Genomic DNA, 22,306 nt, shown 5'->3' with positions numbered 1-22,306 from the left:
AACATGAGTATGATAGCTCCAAAAGATACCCCTGTTTGGGTAGATGAGCATAGATGTAAAGCATGCAATATTTGTGTTAGCTATTGCCCCGCTGGGGTTTTAGCTATGCGCGATGATGTGCATGCGGTTTTAGGACAAATGATAGAGGTGGTACACCCTGAATCCTGTATAGGCTGTACCGAGTGTGAGACACATTGCCCTGATTTTGCTATTATGGTGGCAAAAAGAGATGAATTTAAATTTGCCAAACTTACTGCTGAGGCTAAAGATAGAGCTGCAGCCGTAAAAAATAACAAATACAAAAAATTAGCATAGGAAAAATAATGAGAGAAGTTATAGCAACAGGTAATGTTTTAATCGCCAAAGCTGCGATTGATTGTGGATGTAAATTTTTTGGAGGTTATCCTATTACTCCTAGTAGTGAGATAGCTCATGAATTAAGCCATATGCTTCCTGCAAATGATGGAACTTTTATACAAATGGAAGATGAAATTTCAGGTATTAGCGTGGCTATTGGTGCGGCAATGAGTGGAGTAAAATCCATGACTGCAAGTAGCGGTCCAGGAATTTCTTTAAAAGCAGAGCAAATAGGACTTGCATTTATTGCTGAAATTCCACTTGTGATTGTAAATGTTATGAGAGGTGGTCCTTCGACAGGTCTTCCAACCCGTGTAGCACAAGGAGATTTGTTTCAAGCTAAAGCACCAACTCATGGGGATTTTGCAAGTATTGCTATTGCTCCTGCAAGTCTTGAAGAAGCTTATACAGAAACCATTAGAGCGTTTAATTTAGCTGAAAAATATATGACTCCAGTATTTTTACTTATGGATGAAACCGTAGGGCACATGAATGGTAAAGCGGTTTTACCTGATTTAAAAGATATTAAAATTTATAACCGCAAAAAATTTGAAGGAGACAAAAAGGATTATAAACCTTATGCAGCAGGAGAAAATGAGCCTGCAACTTTAAATCCTTTCTTTACAGGTTATCGTTATCATGTTACAGGGCTTCATCATGGAGACATAGGTTTTCCAACTGAAGATGGAGCCACAGTGAAAAAAAATATGGAAAGACTCATAGGTAAAATTAAAAACAATCAAGAAGATATTTGTGCTTATGAAGAGCATATGCTTGATGATGCTGAGTTTTTAATCATTGCTTATGGAAGTGTAAGTCGTTCAGCAAAAGAAGCTATACAAAGATTAAGAGAGCAAGGGGTTAAAGTGGGACTTTTCCGTCCAATTACTCTTTATCCAGTGGCTGAGAAAAAAATTGCTGAGGTTGTAAGCAAATTTAAAAAAGTAATGGTAAGCGAGCTTAATATGGGACAATATCTTGAAGAGATTGAAAGAGTAACTTCGCGTCGCGATTTTATTAGTTTACACCGTGCAAATGGTCGTCCTATCACTCCAAGTGAAATTATTGCTAAGGTAAAGGAGAATATATAAATGGCTTTTAATTATGATGAATATCTAAGAGTAGATAAAATGCCTACTCAATGGTGTTGGGGATGTGGCGATGGTGTTGTTTTAAAATGTATTATCCGCGCGATAGAAAAACTTGGTTGGAATATGGATGATGTTTGTCTTGTTTCGGGTATAGGTTGTAGTGGCAGAATGAGTTCTTATGTAAATTGCAATACAGTTCATACTACTCATGGTAGAGCAATAGCTTATGCAACAGGCATTAAACTAGCCAATCCTAGTAAACATGTTATTGTAGTAAGTGGAGATGGGGATACTTTGGCAATTGGTGGAAATCATACCATACATGGTTGTCGCAGAAATATTGATTTAACACATATTGTAATCAATAATTTCATCTATGGACTTACAAATTCTCAAACAAGTCCAACTACTCCAAAAGGTTTTTATACAGTAACAGCTCAATTTGGAAATATTGACCCCAATTTTGATGCGTGTGAATTAACTAAAGCTGCAGGAGCTTCTTTTGTGGCAAGGGGTAATGTGATAGAAGCTAATAAGCTTGAAAATTTAATTTACAAAGCTTTAGCACACAAGGGTTATAGTTTTGTAGATGTTTTTTCAAATTGTCATATCAATCTAGGTAGAAAAAACAAAATGGGCGAAGCTGTAGCTATGCTTGATTGGATTAAAAATCGCGTTGCGGATAAAGCTAAATTTGAAAGCATGGATTTTGAAGAAAGAAAAGATAAATTTCCAACAGGAATTTTACATGAAGATAATTCTCAGCCAGAATACTGCCACGCTTATGAAGAAGTACGTCGTGCAGCCAAAGAAAAAAGAATGGTGGATTTAGGAGCTTTAAAATGAAATATCAATTAAGATTTGGCGGTGAAGGCGGACAAGGTGTTATCACCGCAGGAGAAATTTTAGCAGAAGCAGCCATTAAAGAAGGTCGTCAAGCTTTTAAGGCTTCTACTTATACTTCACAAGTGCGTGGCGGTCCTACTAAGGTGGATATTATCATTGATGATAAAGAAATTTTATTTCCTTATGCTGTAGAAGGGGAAGTAGATTTTATGCTTTCGACTGCAGATAAGGGTTATAAAGGTTTTCGTGGGGGTGTAAAAGAAGGAGGTATTATAGTTGTAGAGCCAAATTTAGTACATCCTGAAAGTGAAGATTATAAAAAATGGCAAATTTTTGAAATCCCTATTATTACCATAGCTAAAGATGAGGTAGGAAATGTGGCTACTCAATCAGTTGTTGCACTTGCAATTGCTGCTTATATGAGCAAATGTATAGATTTAGATGTTTTAAAAGAAACTATGCTTCATATGGTTCCTGCAAAAACTCGTGATGCAAATGCTAAAGCTTTTGATCTGGGTGTAAAATACGCCACTCAAGCAAAACCATATTCATAATAAATTCCGCATCATGCGGAATTTAACTTCTAAAATTTTACACATTGCAAATAAAATTTAAATTTTAATTATTTTAATTTAGCTACTTTTAACGATTAAAATTTTATAATCAAAAACTTATATTTTCAAGGAAAATTAATGGATTTTTTTGATGAAATGTTTAATAAAACTCCAAAAGAAAAATTTATAGAAATTATACAAAATGGAAATTTAGGAGCCTTAGAAAAAGTTTTTGAGGAATTTTTTGCTGATCATATTGCCATGGTGGAACTTTTGGAAAAACAAGGTTTAACAGAAATGGATGTAAAAAATTTCATATTAGAAAATGGTGATTTTATAGAAGAAAGGCAAAATGATATTTATATAGAATTGGGCGCAAAAATTTTAGGACACGAAGGCTAAAATTGTTTAAAATAAGCCCTTGTTTAATTTGTATTTTTTTTATTTTTAGTAATGTTTTAGCATCTGAACCAACTTTTGATTATACTTATAAATTTATACTTAAAAAAGATGAGAGAGCTAGTGTGCAGATTAAAGAAATAGGCTATGAAGATAAGGTGCAAAATTTTGATTTTTATTGGACTTTGTTTGATAATACTAATATCATCGTACATTCGAAATTTCGCAAATATCCGCGTCAATTTGTGATGAGTTTAAGAAGAAATTTAGATTGGGTAACTCAAACTTTAATACCTGATTATACCAATCCACACATTGATAGAGCAAGACTTATTTTAGAATTTAGTAGTTATAATAAAGGTTTGGCAACTTTTACGGTTTATATAGAAGATAAGGAATCTCGCTTAATGGTAGAATTTTTAGATCCGAGAAAAAAAGCTTTACAAAATCCACCGCAAAACAATCAGGTTGTTCCTATGATTAATTTTAACGAACCTCAGGTAAAACCATTAACAAACAAAGAAAATAATAATAGCAATTAACAAGGAAAAGATAGTGCAAAAAATAGATGAATTAATAAAACAGTTTTTACAAGAGCTTGGCTATGAACCTATTTTAAATATGTTTTCAAATGTAAAATCAGGAAAGAAATTACGCTCTAAATTATTATTAGCTATCGCAGATGAGAGTGAGATTGCTTTTAAAATTTGCGCAGCTATAGAATTGATACATCTTGCTAGTTTATTACATGATGATATTATCGATGAGAGTGAATTAAGGCGTGGAGCAAGATCTGTTAATGCTGAATTTGGCACAAAAAATGCTCTTATGTTGGGCGATATTTTGTATTCAAAAGCCTTTTATGAATTAAGCAAAATGGATGCTAGATTTGCAAGTATTATTTCAGATGCTGTTGTAAAGCTTGCTATAGGCGAACTTATGGATGTTGATTTGGGAGAGAAATTTAATATCAATAAAGAAGCTTATTTGAAAATGATCTATAATAAAACAGCTGTTTTGATTGAAGCAAGTGCTAGATGCGGAGCTATTTTGGCTGGATTATATGAAAAAGATTTTGCAGAATATGGTAAAAATTTAGGACTTGCTTTTCAGATGATTGATGATATTTTAGATATTAAGAGTGATGAAAAAATTCTTGGAAAACCTGCTATGAATGATTTTAAAGAGGGTAAAACTACCTTGCCTTATATTTATCTTTATGAAAATTTACAAGAACAAGATAGGATATATTTGCAGACTTTATTTAAAAAAGATTTAAATGAAAATGAAAAAGAATGGCTAAAAACTAAATTTGAAGAACAAAAAGCTTTAGAAAAAGCTATTTTAGAAGCTAAAACTTATGCAAAAAAGGCTAGAAAAGCAATTGAAAAATATGATAATAACAAGCTTAATGATATTATTAAAGCTATGATAGATAGGGAATTTTAATGTATTATTGTATATCTTTTACTCATAAAAATACAGATATTGCCTTAAGGGAAAAGTTAAGCTTTTCCAATGAAGCTAAAAAAAGTGAGTTTTTAAAAATCATTAGCACTCATGAAAATATTGAAGAATGTTTGGTTATAAGCACTTGCAATCGTGTTGAAATTGTTGCTTTTGTAAAAATGGCCTGTGTGGAGTTTATTGTTAAATCTTTGGCTTTACTTTGTGATGTTGATAAAGATATTTTACTTGAAAAAGCTGATATTTTTGAAGATAGTGGAGCAATCCACCATCTTTTTTCTGTAGCAAGTTCTTTGGATAGTTTGGTGGTTGGAGAAACTCAGATAGCAGGACAATTAAAAGATGCCTTTGCTTTTGCTGTAAAAAATAATTTTTGTGGAGTACACCTTTCAAGAGCGGTACATAGTGCTTTTAAATGTGCTGCTAAGGTACGCAATGAAACTCAAATTTCTAAAAATTCTATTTCTGTAGCTAGCGTTGCCGTGGCAAAAGCAAAAGAATTTGCAGATTTAACGCAAAAAAAAGCTGTTGTTATTGGAGCTGGAGAGATGGGAGAACTTGCGGCAAAACATTTAATTGCTGCGGGTGCTAAGGTGATTATTTTAAATCGTGATTTACAAAAAGCTAAAGATTTGTGTGAGAGACTTGGTGTTTTAAGCGAATATGATAGTTTAGAAAATTTAAAAAAATATTTAAATCAATACGAGTTTTTTTTCTCAGCTACCAATGCACCAAATGCTATTATTACAAATTCTTTAATAGAAGAACTTTCTTATAAAAGGTATTTTTTTGATATTGCAGTTCCAAGGGATATTGATATCAATGAAAATGAAAATATATCTGTTTTTGCTGTAGATGATCTTGAAATTGTGGTTCAAAAAAATTTAGCACTAAGAGAACAAGAAGCTCGTATGGCTTATGGGATAATAGGTCGTGAAACAAGTGAATTTTTTAGGTATTTAAACGATTTGGCTTTGATGCCTATTATCAAAGCTATACGCTTGCAAGCTAAAGAATATGCAGATAAACAACTTGAAATTGCGTTAAAAAAAGGATATTTGAAAAAATCTGATAAAGAAGAGGCTAGAAAGTTGATTCATCAAGTTTTTAAGGCTTTTTTACACACGCCTACTGTGAATTTGAAACATTTACAAGGTAAAATGCAAAGCGATACAGTGATTAATGCTATGCGTTATGTTTTTGATTTGCAAAATAATCTTGAAGGTTTAAATCAATATAAATGTGAATTTGATATGGAGAATAATGATGAGATTTACTAAATTTTATGCACCAAGTTTAAAAGAAGCGCCAAAAGATGCGAGCTTACCTAGTCATATTTTTTTAACGCGTGCGGGTTTTGTAGAACAAATTGGTAGCGGACTTTATAATTTCTTGCCTTTGGGAAAAAGAGTTTTAGACAAGATTAAAAATATAGTTAAAGAAGAAATGGATAAGGCTGGAGCACAAGAAGTAAATCTTAGTTTTATCACTCCTGCAAGTTTGTGGCAAGAAAGTGGGCGTTATAATGTTTTTGGAAAAGAACTTTTGCGTTTTAAAGACAGAAAAGAAAATGAATTTGTTTTAGGTCCAACACATGAAGAAGCTATGCTTTCTTTGGTAAAAAACAAAATCACAAGCTATAAACAACTTCCTTTGCATTTATATCAAATTGGACTTAAATTTCGTGATGAAGCAAGGCCTAGATTTGGGCTTTTAAGATGTCGTGAATTTCTAATGAAAGATGGATATAGTTTTCATGCTAATGAAGAAGATTTAGGGCGTGAGTTTGAGCTTATGTATAAAACTTATTCTCAAATTTTGCAAAGAATGGGGCTTGATTTTAGAGCAGTTGAAGCTGATAGTGGGGCTATTGGTGGAAGTGGTTCTAAGGAATTTATGGTTTTGGCAAAAAATGGGGAAGATGATATTTTAATTTGTGAAAATTGTGATTATGCGGCTAATGTTGAAGCTGCAAAAAGAGCTAAAAAAACTTGTCAAGATGAGCGTCCTGAAGCAAATTATGCAAGTAAATTTCACACTCCAAATATTAAAACTATAGATTCTTTAGCACAATTTTTTAAAATTAATGCTTTTTATACGATTAAAGCAGTGGTAAAAAAAGCTATTTATGAAAATGAAAGCAAATTAGTTGTGTTTTTTATAAGAGGAAGTGATGATTTGCAAGAGGTTAAGGCTCAAAATGCTTGCAGTGCCCTTGAACTAGTCGATGCGAGCGAAGAAGAATTAGAAAAAGCTGGCTTAGTAGCTGGTTTTATAGGTTTTGTGGGATTAAAAGATATAGATTTTTATATAGATTTTGAGCTTGAAAACGAAAAGCAAATGATTATGGGTGCGAATGAAAAAGATTATCATTTAATCGGTATTGATGTTGTAAATTTAAATAAAGATCGTTTTAAAGATTTGATTGAAGTTAAAGAAGGGGATTACTGTGTTAAATGTGGAGCAAAATTAAAACAAAGTAAAGGTATAGAAGTAGGGCATATTTTTAAGCTAGGACAAAAATATTCCAAAGCGATGAATGCAAATTTCTTAGATGAAAATGGCAAAAGTCAGCCTTTTTATATGGGATGTTACGGCATAGGTGTTTCACGCTTGTTGGCTGTAGCTATTGAAGCAAGTCATGATGAAAAAGGATGTATTTGGAATAAAACTTTAGCTCCTTTTGTGCTTGAAATTATTGTTTCAAATCTCAAAGATGAAAAGGCTTTAGAATTTGCCAATAAGCTTTATGAGGATTTAACTAATCTTGGATTAGAAGTCTTGCTTGATGATAGAAATGAGCGTTTTGGGGTTAAAATGAATGATTTTGAACTTATGGGTTTTCCTTATGCGTTAGTTATTGGCAAGGGATTAGAAAATAATGAAATAGAGCTTATCCAAAGAGAAGATTTGGTAAAAGAACTTATAAAAACTGATGAACTTATGGAAATTCTTAAAAAGAAAGTGTTATGAATTATAAATTAAGTTTAAGTCCTTTATTTGTACTTGAAATTATTGCAAGTATACTTTTTATAGTGTTTTTTGGTTTTGGTAATTTTTTATTTTTCATACTTTTGAGTATGATTTTTGGTGCGGTTTTATTGGGAATTTTTTGGAAAAATATGCTTGAGTTTCAAATGGGTGGCCTAAAGGATATGTTAACACAATTTTCTTTTGTTATCGCAGGGTTTTTGCTTGTTTTTCCAGGGATTATTACAAGTGTTTTTGGGATTTTTGTATTTTTCTTTGGTATTGCTTTGAAATTAATAACTAAATCAAAATATCAATACACCAAGCAAGAGTATCAAAATTCTAATGAAGAAATCATTGATGTTGAAATTATAGAGGATAGAAAATGAAGCTTATTATTGCAACAAGAAAAAGTCAATTGGCTCTTTGGCAAAGTGAGCATGTAGCCCAAATTTTAAAAAATACACATCAAATTGAAGTGCTTTTAGAAGGTTTTAAAACAAAAGGCGATGTTTTGCTGGATTCTCCTTTGGCAAAAATTGGTGGTAAAGGACTTTTTACAAAAGAACTTGAAGAAAGTATGTTAAGAAAAGAAGCGCATTTAGCAGTGCATAGTTTAAAAGATGTGCCTAGTTTTTTTCCTCAAGGTTTAGTTTTGGCAGCGGTAAGCAAAAGAGAGCAAAGTAATGATGCTATGCTAAGTCAAAATTATAAAGATTTTCTTTCTTTGCCAAAAGGTGCAAAAATAGGCACCACTAGTCTTAGACGCAAGATGCAGCTTTTATTATTAAGACCTGATTTAGAGATTATTTCTTTGCGTGGTAATGTCAATTCTCGTATAGAGAAATTAAAAAATAATGATTTTGATGCGATTATTTTGGCAATGGCGGGAATTAAACGCTTAAACTTAGATAAGCAAGTGAATTTTGTTTATGAATTTAGCAAAGATGAGCTTATTCCTGCGGCTTCTCAAGGAGCTTTAGGTATAGAAAGCATAAATGATGAAAAAATTTTAGAACTTTTAAAATGTTTAAATGATGAAAATGCTTTGATTGAAACAAGCATTGAAAGAGAATTTATTGCTACTTTAGAAGGAGGTTGTCAAGTTCCTATAGGTATTAACGCAGAACTCCTAGGAGATGAAATTTGTGTGCGTGCGGTACTTGGACTACCCGATGGAAGTGAAATTTTAAAAGATAAGAGAATGATTAAAAAGAATGATTTTAAAGGTTTTGGAGAGAGTTTGGCTAAGGAGTTTATTGCTAAAGGTGCTAAAGAACTTTTAAAAAAAGCTGAGAGTATGATATGAAAGAATTTATTCAAATTTTAAAAGAAAATGATCTTTTAAGGGTAATTGAAGAACCTGTAGATGTAGATCTTGAAATCGCTCATTTAGCCTATATAGAAGCTAAAAAAGGAGAAAAAGGGAAGGCTTTATTATTTAAAAATCCTATAGATAAAAAATTAAATAAACAATATAAATTTCCTGTTTTGATGAATACTTTTTGCAATGAAAAGGCTTTAAATTTAGCTTTTGGACGTGATTATGAAGAGGTGGCTGAAGAAATTTCAAAACTCATCAAGCTTCATATTCCTACGAGTTTTAAAGCAAAAATGGATTTTTTTATGAATTTGTTAAGTTTTAAAAATATTCCTCCTAAAAGACTGAAAAAAAATAAAGCCTTGTATGATTATGAAATTTTAAACTCACTTGAAGAACTTCCCATACTAAAAACTTGGGAAGATGATGCGGGTAAATTTATTACCATGGGGCAAGTTTATACACAAAATTTAGATAAAACTCAAAATAATCTTGGAATGTATCGTTTGCAAATGAGTGATAAAAATGAACTTTTAATACATTGGCAAATTCATAAAGATGGGGCAAATTTTTATCACGAATACAAAAATGCTGGTTTTAAAAAAATGCCTGTAAGTATAGCCATAGGTGGCAATCCGCTTTATATTTGGTGTTCTCAAGCACCTTTACCTAAGGGAATTTTTGAACTTTTACTTTATGGTTTTATTAAAAAAACTCCTGCAAAAATTACTCCTTGTGAAAATGGTATTTTTGTACCTTATGATAGTGATGTGGTTATTGAAGGTTATGTGGATTTAGAAGAGTTTAAAATCGAAGGTCCTTTTGGAGATCATACGGGTTTTTACACTCCTGCTGAACTTTTTCCTGTGATGAAAGTAGAAAAAATTTATGCTAAAAAAGATGCGATCTATCAAGCAACGGTTGTAGGAAAGCCTCCTTTAGAAGATAAGATCATGGGACTTGGTACTGAAAGAATTTTTTTACCTTTGCTTCAAACTTCAGTACCTGATTTAATTGATTATAATATGCCTGAAAATGGGGTCTTTCATAATCTTATCTTAGCAAAAATCGATGCAAAATATCCCGCTCATGCGCAACAAATTATGCATGCATTTTGGGGAGTAGGGCAAATGAGTTTTGTTAAGCATGCAATTTTTGTGGATAAAAATGCACCTTCTTTGAAAGATTATGATGCTTTAATTCCTTATATGTTAGATCGTTTTAATACAAAGAAAATTTTAATTTCAGAAGGAATTTGTGATCAATTAGATCATGCTTCACCTAATTCTTGTTTTGGGGGTAAAGCAGGACTTGATGCTTGCGAAGAAATACAAGTTGAAGAGCTTGAAATTTTAGAAGATGAAAAATTACTAGAACTTTTTAAAACTAAGGTAGAACTTTTAAATTTAAAGCAATTTTATAAAGAAAGTAAAAGTCCTATAGTTTGTATTTTGCTTGATAAAAAAGAAAAAATCGAACAAAGTTTTGACAAACTTTTAGAATTTAAAAAACATTTTAGGATTTTAGTGTTTTTAGATGCTGAAAATAAGCTTGAAAATTCTTATATGCTTGTTTGGCGTGTGGTAAATAATATAGATGCTAAAAGAGATATTTTTATCAAAGAAGAAAGACTTGGAGTAGATGCAAGTGCTAAAGGTGAAGCTGAGGGTTATTTAAGAGCTTGGCCTAAGCAAACAGATTGCACTAAAAGCGTCATAGAAGATTTGATCTTGCGTAATATTTTAGAAAATAATCCAGATCTTTTTAATAAATTTGAAATTTTTTAAGATAATTGAGATTTATTTTAAAATTTTGGCACAGTTTTTGCTTATTATTTTTTTATTATTGAAAAATAAAATTTTCTTTATAGGTGTTCATAAATTTATAAATTTGTCGATATAAGCTTTTAACTAGCAATAGGAAATTTTAAAAAGGATTTTAAAATGGAAATATCGAAGGCAAATGGGCAAATGGATACAGCTTTGGCAAACATTAGCCAAAGAACAAGTGAGACACAGGCTAGTTTAAACATTCAAACCGATAGAAGTCAAGGCCAAGAAGGCGATGATGGACAGCAACGAGGTGTGAGTGAAAAGTTGGCTGATATTACAAAAAAGTTAAATGAGCAAATGGATTCTCTAGATACCAATGTTCGTTTTGGTTATAGTGATAAAATCGGTTCTATGTATATTAGCGTGACTGAAAAAAGCACTGGAAGGGAAATCCGTCAAATTCCTAGTGAAGAAGCTATGAGATTAGCTGAGTATTTTAGGGATGTGATAGGAATGATATTTGATAAGGAGAGTTAAAAATGGCATTTGGTAGTCTATCTAGTTTAGGATTTGGTTCTGGGGTTTTAACTCAAGATACTATAGATAAATTAAAAGAAGCAGAGCAAAAAGCTCGTATTGATCCTTATACTAAAAAAATTGAAGAAAATACAACCAAACAAAAAGATTTAACAGAAATCAAAACTAAATTACTAAGTTTTCAGACGGCTGTTTCATCATTAGCCGATGCTACGGTTTTTGCGAAAAGAAAAGTTGTAGGAAGTATTAGCGATAATCCTCCAGCAAGTCTTACAGTTAATTCGGGTGTTGCTTTACAAAGCATGAATATCAATGTTACTCAACTTGCACAAAAAGATGTGTATCAAAGTAAAGGATTAGCAAATGACGGTGGTTTTGTTAATGCAAAATTAAATGGAACTGCCGATCTTACTTTTTTTTCAAATGGCAAAGAATATACTGTTACGGTAGATAAAAACACAACCTATAGAGATTTAGCTGATAAAATTAATGAAGCTAGTGGAGGAGAGATTGTCGCTAAGATTGTAAACACAGGAGAGAAAGGCACTCCTTACCGCTTAACTTTAACCAGCAAAGAAACAGGCGAAGACAGTGCGATAAGTTTCTATGCGGGAAAAAAAGATTCGAATGGTAAGTATCAAAAAGATACAAATGCAGAAAAAATATTCGACGATCTTGGATGGGGATTAGATGTATCGGCTTCTATTGATCCAGATAAGGATAAAAAAGGTTATGGCATTAAGGATGCTTCTTTGCATATCCAAACTGCGCAAAATGCAGAATTTACACTTGATGGTATTAAGATGTTTAGATCGAGTAATACTGTTACCGATCTTGGCGTAGGAATGACTTTAACTTTAAATAAAACAGGTGAAATTAATTTTGATGTACAGCAAGATTTTGAAGGTGTGACAAAAGCTATGCAAGATTTGGTGGATGCTTATAATGATTTAGTAACCAATCTTAATGCTGCAACTGACTATAATAGTGAAACTGGAACAAAAGGAACTTTACAAGGCATCAGTGAAGTAAATTCAATACGCTCAAGCATTCTTGCTGATTTGTTTGATTCTCAAGTTGTTGATGGAACTACTGAAGATGCAAATGGTAATAAAGTAAACACTAAGGTTATGCTTTCTATGCAGGATTTTGGCTTAAGTTTAAATGATGCAGGCACTTTGAGTTTTGATTCTTCTAAATTTGAACAAAAAGTTAAAGAAGATCCAGACTCTACTGAAAGTTTTTTTTCAAATATTACTAAATACGAAGACATTAATCACACAGGAGAGGTAATTAAGACAGGAAGTTTAAGTAAATATCTTAATTCCAATGGAGGTAATACTAATGGTTTAGAATTTCAACCAGGAGATTTTACTATAGTTTTTAATAATCAAACATATGATTTATCTAAAAATTCTGATGGTACTAATTTTAAATTAACAGGGAAAACAGAGGAAGAATTGCTTCAAAATTTAGCTAATCATATAAACAGTAAAGGTATTGAAGGCTTAAAAGTTAAGGTTGAATCCTATGATCAAAACGGTGTTAAAGGGTTTAAGTTGAATTTTAGTGGAGATGGTAGCTCGGATTTTTCAATCAAAGGAGATGCTAACATTCTCAAGGACTTAGGTTTGTCTGACGTAAATATAACCTCTAAGCCTATAGAAGGTAAAGGTATTTTTTCAAAATTAAAAGCCACGTTGCAAGAGATGACTGGAAAAGATGGTTCAATTACAAAATATGATGAGAGTTTGACAAATGATATTAAATCATTAAATACCTCTAAAGACTCGACTCAGGCTATGATTGATACAAGATACGATACAATGGCGAATCAATGGTTGCAATATGAGAGTATTTTAAATAAACTCAATCAACAGCTAAATACTGTAACTAATATGATTAATGCGGCAAACAATTCTAATAATTAAGGATAAAAAAGATGCAAAATAATTTAGCCTATAATGCTTATTCTCAAAATCAAGTGGGGATAGAGTCTCCGCAAAAACTTATTGAAATGCTTTATGAGGGAATTTTGCGTTTTTGTGCAAGAGCTAAAGTAGCCATAAGAAATGAAGATATAGAACAAAGAGTGTATTTTGTAAAAAGAACCACGGCTATTTTTATAGAGCTTATTAATACTTTAAACTATGAAAAAGGCGGAGAAGTGGCACATTATTTAAGCGGGCTTTATACAAGAGAAATTCAACTTTTATCTTTGGCAAATTTAGAAAATAATGAAGATAGAATCAATGAAGTTATAAATGTAACCAAAGGTTTGCTAGAAGCTTGGAGAGAAGTGCATAACAATGAAACAGTGGCTCAGTGATTTTAAACTTGCATTAATCCAAGAAGATGTTAATAAACTTGAAAATTTACTTGATGAACTTGATATGAAAGCTTTTATTAAAAATTTAGCCAAAGAATCGCCTTCAGAAGATTTTTTAAAAGAAAATGCAAATGATGTATTTTATCAAGTTCAAGCTCTTTTGCAAGAAGCTGTTATACTGATTGAACAAAAGAAAAAAACAAAAGCTGTTGAAATTCAAAAATTTCAAAAAGCGTTGACATATTTTAAATCTTAAAAAAGCATAGCGATAAGCCGAGTTCTGTCTTGAATGCTCATTTATCTAGTTTTGTTTTTGCAAACAAAATCAAGCGAAGGGTTAAAACAAAGACGCTAACCATCCCTTCTTGCTGCACATTGGGTTTACATAGCCGAAATTGTTACCAAAATCGCTGGTGGGCTTTTACCCCGCCGTTTCACCTTTTCCACTTGCGTGGTAGTTTTCTTTCTGTTGCACTATCCCTTAGGTTACCCTAGCCATCTGTTAGATGGAATGTTTGTCTTTAGCAGCTCGGACTTTCCTCTCCTAAAAAGAAGCGAGCATTTACTATGCTTTAAATTTGGATTTTAACGTAATTTTACTTATTTTTTCATCAAATAAAATAATTTTATTGTGATATCAATCAAAATTTGATAAAATTGTTTTTTATTTTTTAACAAAGGAAATTTATGGCATCTTATTCAATGGGTGATTTAAAAAAGGGACTTAAAATAGAAATCGATGGAATTCCTTTTAAAATAGTTGAGTATCAGCATGTAAAACCAGGCAAAGGTCCTGCTTTTGTGCGTATTAAAATCAAATCTTTTATTGATGGTAAAGTACTTGAAAAAACTTTCCATGCAGGTGATAAATGTGAAGCTCCAAATTTAGAAGATAAAACTATGCAGTATCTTTATGATGATGGTGAAAATTGCCAATTTATGGATACGCAAACATATGAACAAGTAGCTATTAGTGATGATGATGTAGGTGAGGCGAAAAAATGGATGCTTGATGGTATGATGGTAGATGTGCTTTTCCATAATGGTAAAGCTATCGGCGTAGAAGTTCCACAAGTTGTTGAACTCAAAATCATCGAAACAGCTCCAAATTTTAAGGGTGATACTCAAGGATCAAATAAAAAACCGGCTACATTGGAAACAGGCGCAGTAGTGCAAATTCCTTTTCATGTGTTAGAAGGTGAAGTTATACGCGTTGATACTGTGCGTGGTGAGTATATAGAAAGAGCGAACAAATAATACAAAAAAAAGCTTTTGGACTATTCCAAGGCTTTTTTAAATTTATATAAAATTTATTTTGTTACTTAATTTCTCATTCCATTCTTAAAAATATTTTTTTAAACTTTTCTTTAATTTAAAATTTCTATAATATTTCTAATTCATATTGTGGAGATGGTTGATGGAATGGTTGCTTCTTGCTTCTATACCTTTGATTGTTTTAGGTTTTGCTTTAAAGATTAACCCCTTTTTAGTGGTAACTTCAATTGGAATTTATGCTGGACTTGTTTCAGGTTTTGATTTTGTTAAGGTTGTTAGTGATATAGGAAAATCTTTTGTAGATAATCGCTATGTTGCTATAATTTGGCTTATTTTACCTTTACTTGCTGTTTTGGAACGCAAAGGCTTAAGAGAGCAGGCTAAAAATTTAATATCCAAAATAAAAGTTGCCAGTACAGGACGAATTTTAATGTGTTATTTTGTTTTTAGACAAGTTACTGCAGCTTTAGGGCTTTTATCTTTAGGCGGACATGCGCAGATGATAAGACCTTTAATAGCCCCTATGGCAGAAGCTGCAGCTAAGCTTAAATTTAAAAACTTAACACATAAAGATAGTCAAAAAATCAAAGCTTTTTCTGCGGGAACGGATAATGTTGCTGTATTTTTTGGAGAGGATATTTTTATAGCCGTGCATTCTATTTTATTTATTAAAGCTTTTTATGAGAGCAATGGTATTATTGTTGAGCCATTGCATTTATCAGTTTGGGCTATACCAACTGGAATTTTGGCTTTAATTATCCATTGCTCTAGACTTTATTTATTTGATAAAAGATTGGAAAAAACTTATAAAGGGTTGAGTGATGATAAGTCTTGATTTACTTTATTATATTGTAGGAATTTTATTTTTAGTTTTTGGAATTTTAAGTTTTTCTAATCAAGCTAAAGATATAAAATCAAGAATAAGCGGCGGGGTATTTTGGATAAGTTATAGTTTTACTTTTTTACTAGCAGGAGTTTTGCCTCATTTTGTGATGGGTTGTATAGTGATTTTACTAGCACTTATAGCAGGGTTTAATTTATTAAAACCAGCAAAGATCGAAGTTAGCAAAGAAGAAAAAGAATACGAGATAAAACATGCAAATATTTATAAAAATAAACTTTTTATTCCTGCTTTAATGGTTCCTTTGATTACACTTATTGGGACTTTTTTATTTCCCCATTTGAGTTTTTTTGAAAATAAAAATGCTACATTGATGGCTTTGATTATAGGTATAATTATTTCTTCAGTAGTTGCTTGTTTTATGTTTAAGGCTTCTCCTAAAAGAGCTGTTAAAGATGCAGTACATACTATGGATCACATTAGTTGGGCAGCGCTTTTACCGCAAATTTTGGCTACACTTGGGGTAGTTTTTGTTTCTACAGGAATGGGCGATCAAGTATCTAAACTTTTATCTAGTTATATTAGTTTAGATAATGCTTTTATTGCAGTAGCTGTGTATTGTATCGCTATGGCGCTTTTTACTATAGTAATGGGCAATGCTTTTGCAGCTTTTCCTGTGATTACTGCTGCTATTGCTTTGCCGATTTTAATCATACAAATGCATGCAAATCCTGCTATTATAGGTGCGATTGGAATGCTTAGTGGATTTTGCGGAACTTTAATGACGCCTATGGCTGCAAATTTTAATATAGTTCCTGCGGCACTTTTAAATTTGGATGATAAAAATGGCGTAATTAAAGCCCAGTTTATGTCAGGACTTGTTTTGCTTGTGGCTAATATCTTTTTAATGTATTTTTTAGCTTTTAGATTTTAAGGAGAAACAATGGAAAAATTTATAAAACAATTTAGCTTTATTGCACTAGAAAATATTTTTAGAGAATTGCCAAATAAAATTACACATTCTTTTAATGATATCAATGATATTAAACCACCAAAACTTATGTATCCTATATTTTATGGTTCTTATGATTGGCATTCTAGCGTGCATTCTCACTGGCTTTTGGTGAAAATTTTAAAAGATTTTTCTCATTTTGCTCCAAAGGATGAAATCATCAAAGCTCTAGATTCTCAATTTAGCAAAGAAAAAGCAGAAGGAGAGCTTAAATATCTTCAAAACCCTGCACACAAAGGTTTTGAAAGACCTTATGGATGGGGATGGTTTTTAAAACTGACTTTGGAGATAAATTTACTTGCTAAAGAAAATGACAAAGCTGAAATTTGGGCTAAAAATTTAGAAGGCATAGCTGATTTCTTTGTTAAAGAATTTAAGGAGTTTTTACCTAAGATGGATTATCCTATACGAGTTGGAACCCATTTTAATAGCTCTTTTGCTTTGTATTTTGCTTTAGAATATGCAAGATTTAAAAAAGATCAAGAATTGGAGTATTGTATCATCCAAAGTGCTAAAAAGTGGTTTTTAAATGATAAAAATATGCAAGCTTTAGAGCCTTGTGGAGATGAGTTTTTATCTCCTGTTTTGATGGAAGCGGTGCTTTTAAGTGCTGTTTTACATAAAAATGATTTTGTAAAATTTTTTAAAGCATATTTGCCAAATTTAGAAGCAAAAGAGCCTGCAACTTTATTTACCCCTGTGAGTGTGAGTGATAGGAGCGATGGTAAAATAGCACATTTAGATGGGTTAAATTTAAGTCGTGCTTGGTGTTTTAAAATACTTTCAAATTTTTGCGATGAAAATTTAAAAATTCTTTTAAGAAACAATGCTACAGAGCATTTTGATAAAGCTATAGCTCATATAGAAGATGATTATCTTGGGTCGCATTGGCTAGGAAGCTTTGCTTTGCTTGCTCTGGATGTGGATATTTTATAAAAAATTTCATAAGATGAGTAAATTTGTTACTAAATAGATATTTTTTAAATTTAGATTTTGTTTTTATGCTTTGAAAAATATATTTTTTGATATTATAAGCCCTATAATATTTTAAAGGATGATAATGGTTTTTTTAATCATCTCTAGTATTATAGTGGCTATTATTTTGGGCTATATTACTAGACATAATGTTGGAATTTTTGCTATGATTTTTGCTTATATTATAGGAGCTTTTTTTATGGATTTAGCTCCTAAAAAAATCATAGCTTTTTGGCCTATTTCTATATTTTTTGTTATTTTTGCTGTCTCATTGTTTTATAATTTTGCAACCGTAAATGGAACTCTTGAAAAATTAGCCGGACATTTGATGTATCGTTTTGCTAATCATCCTTATTTGCTTCCTTTTGTTATTTTTGTGGTTAGTGCTATTATAGCTGCTTTAGGAGCAGGTTTTTATACAGTTTTAGCTTTTATGGCACCACTTACTTTTTTACTTTGCGATAAAATCGGTTTAAGCAAAATTGCTGGAGCTATGGCTATAAATTATGGTGCTTTGGGAGGAGCAAATTTTATGACTTCTCAAAGCGGGATTATTTTTCGAGGATTGATGGAAAATTCAGGTATTGAAGCAAATGAAGCTTTTGCAAATTCTAGTATTATTTTTGCTTTTACTATAATTTTGCCTATTGTGGTATTATCTTTTTTTGTGTTTAATGCTTTTAAAAATAATATAAAAATTAGTGTTATTTCAAAACCTGATCCATTTGATTATAAACAAAAAACTACTTTAATTCTCATGTTTATGATGATTGTTGTTGTTTTAATCTTTCCTGTGCTAAATATTATTTTTCCACATAATGAGACAATTAGTTATTTTAATAAAAAAATAGATATAGCCATGATAGCCATGATTTTTGTTGCCATTGCTTTATTTTTAAAATTAGCCGATGAGAAACAAGTTGTTGCTTTAATTCCTTGGGGAACCTTGATAATGATTTGTGGAGTAGGGATGTTAATTAGCATAGCAGTTGAAGCAGGGGCTATAAAATTATTTTCAGATCTTGTAGAAAATGAGATCAATGTGATTTTTATTCCGTTAATAATGTGTGCTATTGCGGCTCTTATGTCGCTTTTTTCAAGTACTTTGGGTGTGGTTACTCCAGCGCTTTTTCCTATAGTTCCAAGCATTGCTGCAAGCAGTGGATTAAGCGAGGCATTGCTTTTTTCTTGTATTGTTGTAGGGGCTCAAGCTTCTGCTATTTCTCCTTTTTCTTCTGGAGGAAGTCTAATTTTAGGATCTTGCCCTGATAAATATAAGGAAAAATTATTTAAAGATTTACTTATTAAAGCTGTGCCTATAGGATTTATAGCGGCGATTTTAGCTACTATTATAATGAGTTTTATTTTATAAGGATAATTTAATGAAGATTGATACTCACGCACATATATTTTTGAAAAAGTTAAATACGGTTGCAAATGCAAGATATAAGCCTGATTATGACGCTAGTTTTAAAGATTATAAAGCAAATTTAGATCATTATGATTTTAATAAAGGGGTTTTAGTTCAGCCAAGTTTTTTAGGTATTGATAATGAATTTTTGCTTCAGAGTATAGAAAAAGATGAAAATATAAAAGCTATAGTTGTGGTTGATGAAAATATTAAATTTGATGAGCTTAAAAAACTAAAAGAAAGAAAAGCTTGTGGAGTTAGATTAAATTTAATTGGCAAAGAATTGCCAAATTTTAAAAGTATGGTTTGGACTCAATTTTTTGAAAATTTAAGTAAGCTTAAAATGCAAATAGAAATTCAAAGAGATTTAGATAATAATCTTGTTGATATTGTTGAAAATTTAATTCCTTATGGTTGTAATATTGTTATCGATCATTTAGCAAGAGCTAATGCAAACTTAACAAATTTAGAGGATTTAATTTGCTTAAAAAACTCTAGAATATTTTTTAAAATTAGCGGTTTTTATAGAGCAAAAATAGACTATGCTAATAATGAACAAGCTGTAAAATTTGCAAAGAAAATATATGAAATTTTAAAAGAACATTTTCCACTTAGCAATTTTGTTTTTGGAAGCGATTGGCCACATACAAATTTTGAAGCAAATATTAATTTTTCATCGGCTCTAGTGGCTTTTAATGAAGTTGTCGTATCTAGAAAAGAACAAGAGCAAATTTTAGGGGATAATGCTTGTGCTTTATTTGGCTTTTAAGCTTTTTGTTTTATCCTAAAGATGTATTTTGCAATGCGTTCAAAATGCACTCTTAGATAAGGTTTGTAAATCACAAAACCACCTAAAAGCCCTAAAATGCTTCCTATTACAACATCAATTAAACGAGCGAGTATTAATTTATCTGCATTTTCACTCATAAAATTAGCTGCTTCCGAAAGATAAGTAGCATAAGGAGTAAAGAAAATCATAGCTAAAGCATAGTTTCGATTGATTAAAAATTGTCCTATAAAAAACAAAGACATCATAAGTAAAATAAGCTCTATATCGTGAAATTGTTTAGATAAAAGCCACCATGCAAAACATACCCCTAAGGCCGTTCCTATGATGCGTTGAATTTGTTTAATCCATATAGAATTTAAAGTTACACCTTGCATAATAGCTGTGCAAGAAATGGCTATCCAATAACTTCTTTCAAGTTCTAAAAAAGTTCCTATAAATATAGAAAAAGCCACAAAAGAACCCATGATCAAAGAATCCACAAAAACTGCATCAAAACCTATGTATTCTCTAGGTGGAATTTCGCTAGGTAAAGCATTTTTAAATCCATAAATCACAACGATAGAATATAACAAAGCCATTAAATTAGCTACCATTGCTCCAAGAAAAACAAGACCTACTAAAAAGATAAAATCCTTAGCTTCAAAAGGAGAATAAGCTCCTAAAATACAAGAAAATACAAAGAAAAAATATCCAGGTGCACCAATGTTATAGTATCTAATTAAAATAGAACTTCCCATGGCCATAATTCCTATAGGGATGAAGGCAAAAATTGCAGGCAAAAAATGAGTTAAAATTCCTAAGAAAAAACTAGAAACTATGCCAAAAGAACAGCACATCACAACAGCCATTCTATGATATAAAGGAGTGTTTGGAACATATAAAAAAGACAAAGCTCCTATCATGGCAATGAGTCCATAGTTTAATTTTCCAAAAAATACACTAAGCCCTAAAACTATACCCACGCCTAAAGCCGCAAAAAAAGGCATTTGCCAAACTTGTTCGCTTGAATTTAATTTAGCAATTTCTTTAAAGTGTTGCTTTAGTATTTCTATTTTATTCACTCTCGAATTTGTCCTTCCCCATTGATTATATATTTATAAGTGCAAATATCTTCAATCCCCATAGGACCTCTTGCATGCAATTTGTTGGTTGAAATTCCAACTTCTCCACCAAAGCCAAATTCTCCTCCATCGCTAAAACGCGTTGAAGCATTAGCATAAATACAAGATGAGTTTATAAGGCGTTGAAATTTAGCCATATTTGAAGCATCATTTGAGATAATGGTTTCAGAGTGCAAGGAGCTGTGTTTATTGATATGCTCTATAGCTTCATCGCAATCTTTTACTAATTTTACACTTAAAGCAAAATCAAGCCATTCTGTATCAAAGGTATTTTCATTTGCTTTAAAAATTTCTAAATTTGAGTTGTTAAAATAAGCCAAAGCATTTTCATGGGCGTGAATTTTTACCTTAAATTTTTCAAATTCAGGTATTAAAAGACTTATAAAATTTTTAGCAATTTTTTCATGGATTAAAAGCGTTTCTAAAGCGTTACAAACACTTACTCTTTGACACTTTGCATTAAGGATTATTTTTAAAGCCATATCTAAGTTAGCACTTTGATCTACAAAAGCATGACACAAGCCTTTATTTTGCTTAATGAGAGGAATTTTGGTATTGTTTGCAATGTCTTGTATCATATTTGAACTTCCGCGAGGTATGATCACATCGATTAAATCATCAAAGGCTAGAATTTGCAAGATTTCATCTCTTTGGGTAAACATAGCAAAACAATCTTGCAAATCAAATTCCTTAAGTACTTTATTAACAAGAGTAAATATAGCCTCATTTGTAAATTTTGCTTCACTTCCGCCTTTAAATACACAAGCATTGGAACTTTTTATCATTAAAGCTGCGATTTCAGCGCTAAGACTAGGCCTTGCTTCATAAATAACACAAATGAGTCCTAAAGGAATGCTCATCTTTTGTATGCTCAAACCCGCATAATTTTTCCAGCCTTTAGAAATTTTGCCTATAGGATCTTCGATGTAAGCGATTTTTTCTAGGCCTTCGCAAAGAGCTAAAATACGTTTTTCATCTAGCAAAAGCCTATCTTTCATTGCTCCGCTTTTTGTGAAATTTGCCATATCTTTTTTATTTGCTTCTAGGATAATTTTGAAATTTTCTCTTAAAATTTGAGCTAATTTTAGAATAATTTTTTCTTTATCTTTGGGTGTTAAGTTAAGTAGTTTTTGAGAATTTTTCTTAATATTTTCAAGCAAATTTCGCATTTTTAATCCTTTATTTACAAAAAACTTGATAAATTATACAAAAAAATTTAGAATTGAAAGGTAAATATA

24 protein-coding genes and 1 other RNA gene are annotated in these 22,306 nt (G+C 31.3%); 22 read left to right on the top strand and 3 right to left on the bottom strand.

Annotated elements, in window-relative coordinates; translation table 11 throughout:
• Positions 1–3 precede the first annotated feature (3 nt).
• The 16 genes from BGS40_RS03435 (at position 4) to BGS40_RS03360 (ending at position 13,899) form a co-directional block, all read left to right on the top strand.
• A complete protein-coding gene (locus BGS40_RS03435) occupies positions 4–315 on the top strand; it encodes a 4Fe-4S binding protein (protein WP_052797805.1) in 312 nt (103 codons plus the stop codon).
• An 8-nt stretch (positions 316–323) separates the two neighbouring features.
• A complete protein-coding gene (locus BGS40_RS03430) occupies positions 324–1,448 on the top strand; it encodes a 2-oxoglutarate synthase subunit alpha (protein WP_087691803.1) in 1,125 nt (374 codons plus the stop codon).
• Entirely contained in the window at positions 1,449–2,294 is an 846-nt protein-coding gene (locus tag BGS40_RS03425; protein WP_052801289.1) for a 2-oxoglutarate ferredoxin oxidoreductase subunit beta, read from the top strand.
• Entirely contained in the window at positions 2,291–2,848 is a 558-nt protein-coding gene (locus tag BGS40_RS03420; protein WP_002812564.1) for a 2-oxoacid:acceptor oxidoreductase family protein, read from the top strand. Before BGS40_RS03425 ends, BGS40_RS03420 begins: the two co-directional genes overlap by 4 nt.
• Positions 2,849–2,986: 138 nt before the next feature.
• Entirely contained in the window at positions 2,987–3,250 is a 264-nt protein-coding gene (locus BGS40_RS03415) for a DUF2018 family protein (RefSeq protein ID WP_002854834.1), read from the top strand.
• Positions 3,251–3,252: 2 nt separating this feature from the next.
• Positions 3,253–3,789 carry a hypothetical protein gene (locus BGS40_RS03410; protein ID WP_002899447.1) on the top strand — a complete coding sequence of 179 codons (537 nt, stop codon included), beginning with the start codon at positions 3,253–3,255 and terminating at the stop codon, positions 3,787–3,789.
• Between the two features lie 13 nt (positions 3,790–3,802).
• A complete protein-coding gene (locus tag BGS40_RS03405; protein ID WP_002899448.1) occupies positions 3,803–4,696 on the top strand; it encodes a hexaprenyl-diphosphate synthase in 894 nt (297 codons plus the stop codon).
• A complete protein-coding gene (hemA, locus tag BGS40_RS03400; protein ID WP_002924918.1) occupies positions 4,696–5,994 on the top strand; it encodes a glutamyl-tRNA reductase in 1,299 nt (432 codons plus the stop codon). Before BGS40_RS03405 ends, hemA begins: the two co-directional genes overlap by 1 nt.
• Positions 5,978–7,687, top strand: coding sequence for a proline--tRNA ligase (locus tag BGS40_RS03395; protein WP_096738367.1), 1,710 nt, complete (start codon positions 5,978–5,980; stop codon positions 7,685–7,687). Before hemA ends, BGS40_RS03395 begins: the two co-directional genes overlap by 17 nt.
• A complete protein-coding gene (gene fxsA, locus BGS40_RS03390) occupies positions 7,684–8,073 on the top strand; it encodes an FxsA family membrane protein (RefSeq protein WP_002854991.1) in 390 nt (129 codons plus the stop codon). Before BGS40_RS03395 ends, fxsA begins: the two co-directional genes overlap by 4 nt.
• Positions 8,070–8,993: a hydroxymethylbilane synthase gene (gene hemC, locus BGS40_RS03385; RefSeq protein WP_002856753.1), complete on the top strand. Its 924-nt coding sequence runs from the start codon at positions 8,070–8,072 to the stop codon at positions 8,991–8,993. Before fxsA ends, hemC begins: the two co-directional genes overlap by 4 nt.
• A complete protein-coding gene (locus BGS40_RS03380) occupies positions 8,990–10,792 on the top strand; it encodes a menaquinone biosynthesis decarboxylase (RefSeq protein ID WP_070295622.1) in 1,803 nt (600 codons plus the stop codon). The genes hemC and BGS40_RS03380 overlap by 4 nt, the downstream gene beginning before the upstream one ends.
• Before the next feature lie 156 nt (positions 10,793–10,948).
• A complete protein-coding gene (locus tag BGS40_RS03375; protein WP_002776146.1) occupies positions 10,949–11,314 on the top strand; it encodes a FlaG family protein in 366 nt (121 codons plus the stop codon).
• A gap of 2 nt (positions 11,315–11,316) precedes the next feature.
• Complete coding sequence (fliD, locus tag BGS40_RS03370; RefSeq protein ID WP_096738366.1) at positions 11,317–13,245, top strand: flagellar filament capping protein FliD; 1,929 nt, start codon at positions 11,317–11,319, stop codon at positions 13,243–13,245.
• 11 nt (positions 13,246–13,256) lie between these two features.
• Positions 13,257–13,643 carry a flagellar export chaperone FliS gene (gene fliS, locus BGS40_RS03365; RefSeq protein WP_002776169.1) on the top strand — a complete coding sequence of 129 codons (387 nt, stop codon included), beginning with the start codon at positions 13,257–13,259 and terminating at the stop codon, positions 13,641–13,643.
• Positions 13,624–13,899, top strand: coding sequence for a hypothetical protein (locus tag BGS40_RS03360; protein WP_002776186.1), 276 nt, complete (start codon positions 13,624–13,626; stop codon positions 13,897–13,899). The genes fliS and BGS40_RS03360 overlap by 20 nt, the downstream gene beginning before the upstream one ends.
• On the opposite strand, the gene rnpB is transcribed toward BGS40_RS03360, so the two are convergent.
• Positions 13,897–14,217, bottom strand: an RNA gene (gene rnpB, locus BGS40_RS03355) — RNase P RNA component class A. The two genes, BGS40_RS03360 and rnpB, sit on opposite strands and share 3 nt — an antisense overlap.
• A gap of 113 nt (positions 14,218–14,330) precedes the next feature.
• Here rnpB and efp point away from each other — a divergent pair.
• The 6 genes from efp (at position 14,331) to BGS40_RS03325 (ending at position 19,926) form a co-directional block, all read left to right on the top strand.
• Positions 14,331–14,900, top strand: coding sequence for an elongation factor P (gene efp, locus BGS40_RS03350; protein WP_002855210.1), 570 nt, complete (start codon positions 14,331–14,333; stop codon positions 14,898–14,900).
• 160 nt (positions 14,901–15,060) lie between these two features.
• Positions 15,061–15,753, top strand: coding sequence for a DUF969 domain-containing protein (locus BGS40_RS03345; RefSeq protein ID WP_002872649.1), 693 nt, complete (start codon positions 15,061–15,063; stop codon positions 15,751–15,753).
• On the top strand, positions 15,740–16,693 hold the full coding sequence (locus tag BGS40_RS03340; RefSeq protein WP_002854880.1) for a DUF979 domain-containing protein: 954 nt from the start codon (positions 15,740–15,742) through the stop codon (positions 16,691–16,693). The genes BGS40_RS03345 and BGS40_RS03340 overlap by 14 nt, the downstream gene beginning before the upstream one ends.
• Positions 16,694–16,702: 9 nt before the next feature.
• On the top strand, positions 16,703–17,707 hold the full coding sequence (locus tag BGS40_RS03335; protein WP_002858603.1) for a DUF2891 domain-containing protein: 1,005 nt from the start codon (positions 16,703–16,705) through the stop codon (positions 17,705–17,707).
• A gap of 118 nt (positions 17,708–17,825) precedes the next feature.
• The gene (locus BGS40_RS03330; protein WP_079473763.1) at positions 17,826–19,118 is read left to right on the top strand and encodes an SLC13 family permease; all 1,293 of its coding nucleotides are present in this window, start codon (positions 17,826–17,828) and stop codon (positions 19,116–19,118) included.
• 10 nt (positions 19,119–19,128) lie between these two features.
• A complete protein-coding gene (locus BGS40_RS03325; protein WP_060809779.1) occupies positions 19,129–19,926 on the top strand; it encodes an amidohydrolase family protein in 798 nt (265 codons plus the stop codon).
• On the opposite strand, the gene BGS40_RS03320 is transcribed toward BGS40_RS03325, so the two are convergent.
• Entirely contained in the window at positions 19,923–21,008 is a 1,086-nt protein-coding gene (locus BGS40_RS03320) for an FUSC family protein (protein ID WP_060809780.1), read from the bottom strand. The two genes, BGS40_RS03325 and BGS40_RS03320, sit on opposite strands and share 4 nt — an antisense overlap.
• Positions 21,005–22,237 (bottom strand): glutamate-5-semialdehyde dehydrogenase, encoded by a 1,233-nt coding sequence (locus BGS40_RS03315; RefSeq protein ID WP_096738365.1) that lies wholly within the window; start codon positions 22,235–22,237, stop codon positions 21,005–21,007. Before BGS40_RS03315 ends, BGS40_RS03320 begins: the two co-directional genes overlap by 4 nt.
• Between the last annotated feature and the right edge of the window lie 69 nt (positions 22,238–22,306).

The organism is Campylobacter sp. 107 (genome assembly GCF_002383835.1).
GTDB lineage: Bacteria > Campylobacterota > Campylobacteria > Campylobacterales > Campylobacteraceae > Campylobacter_D > Campylobacter_D jejuni.
This window is presented reverse-complemented; position numbering and strand designations above follow the sequence as displayed.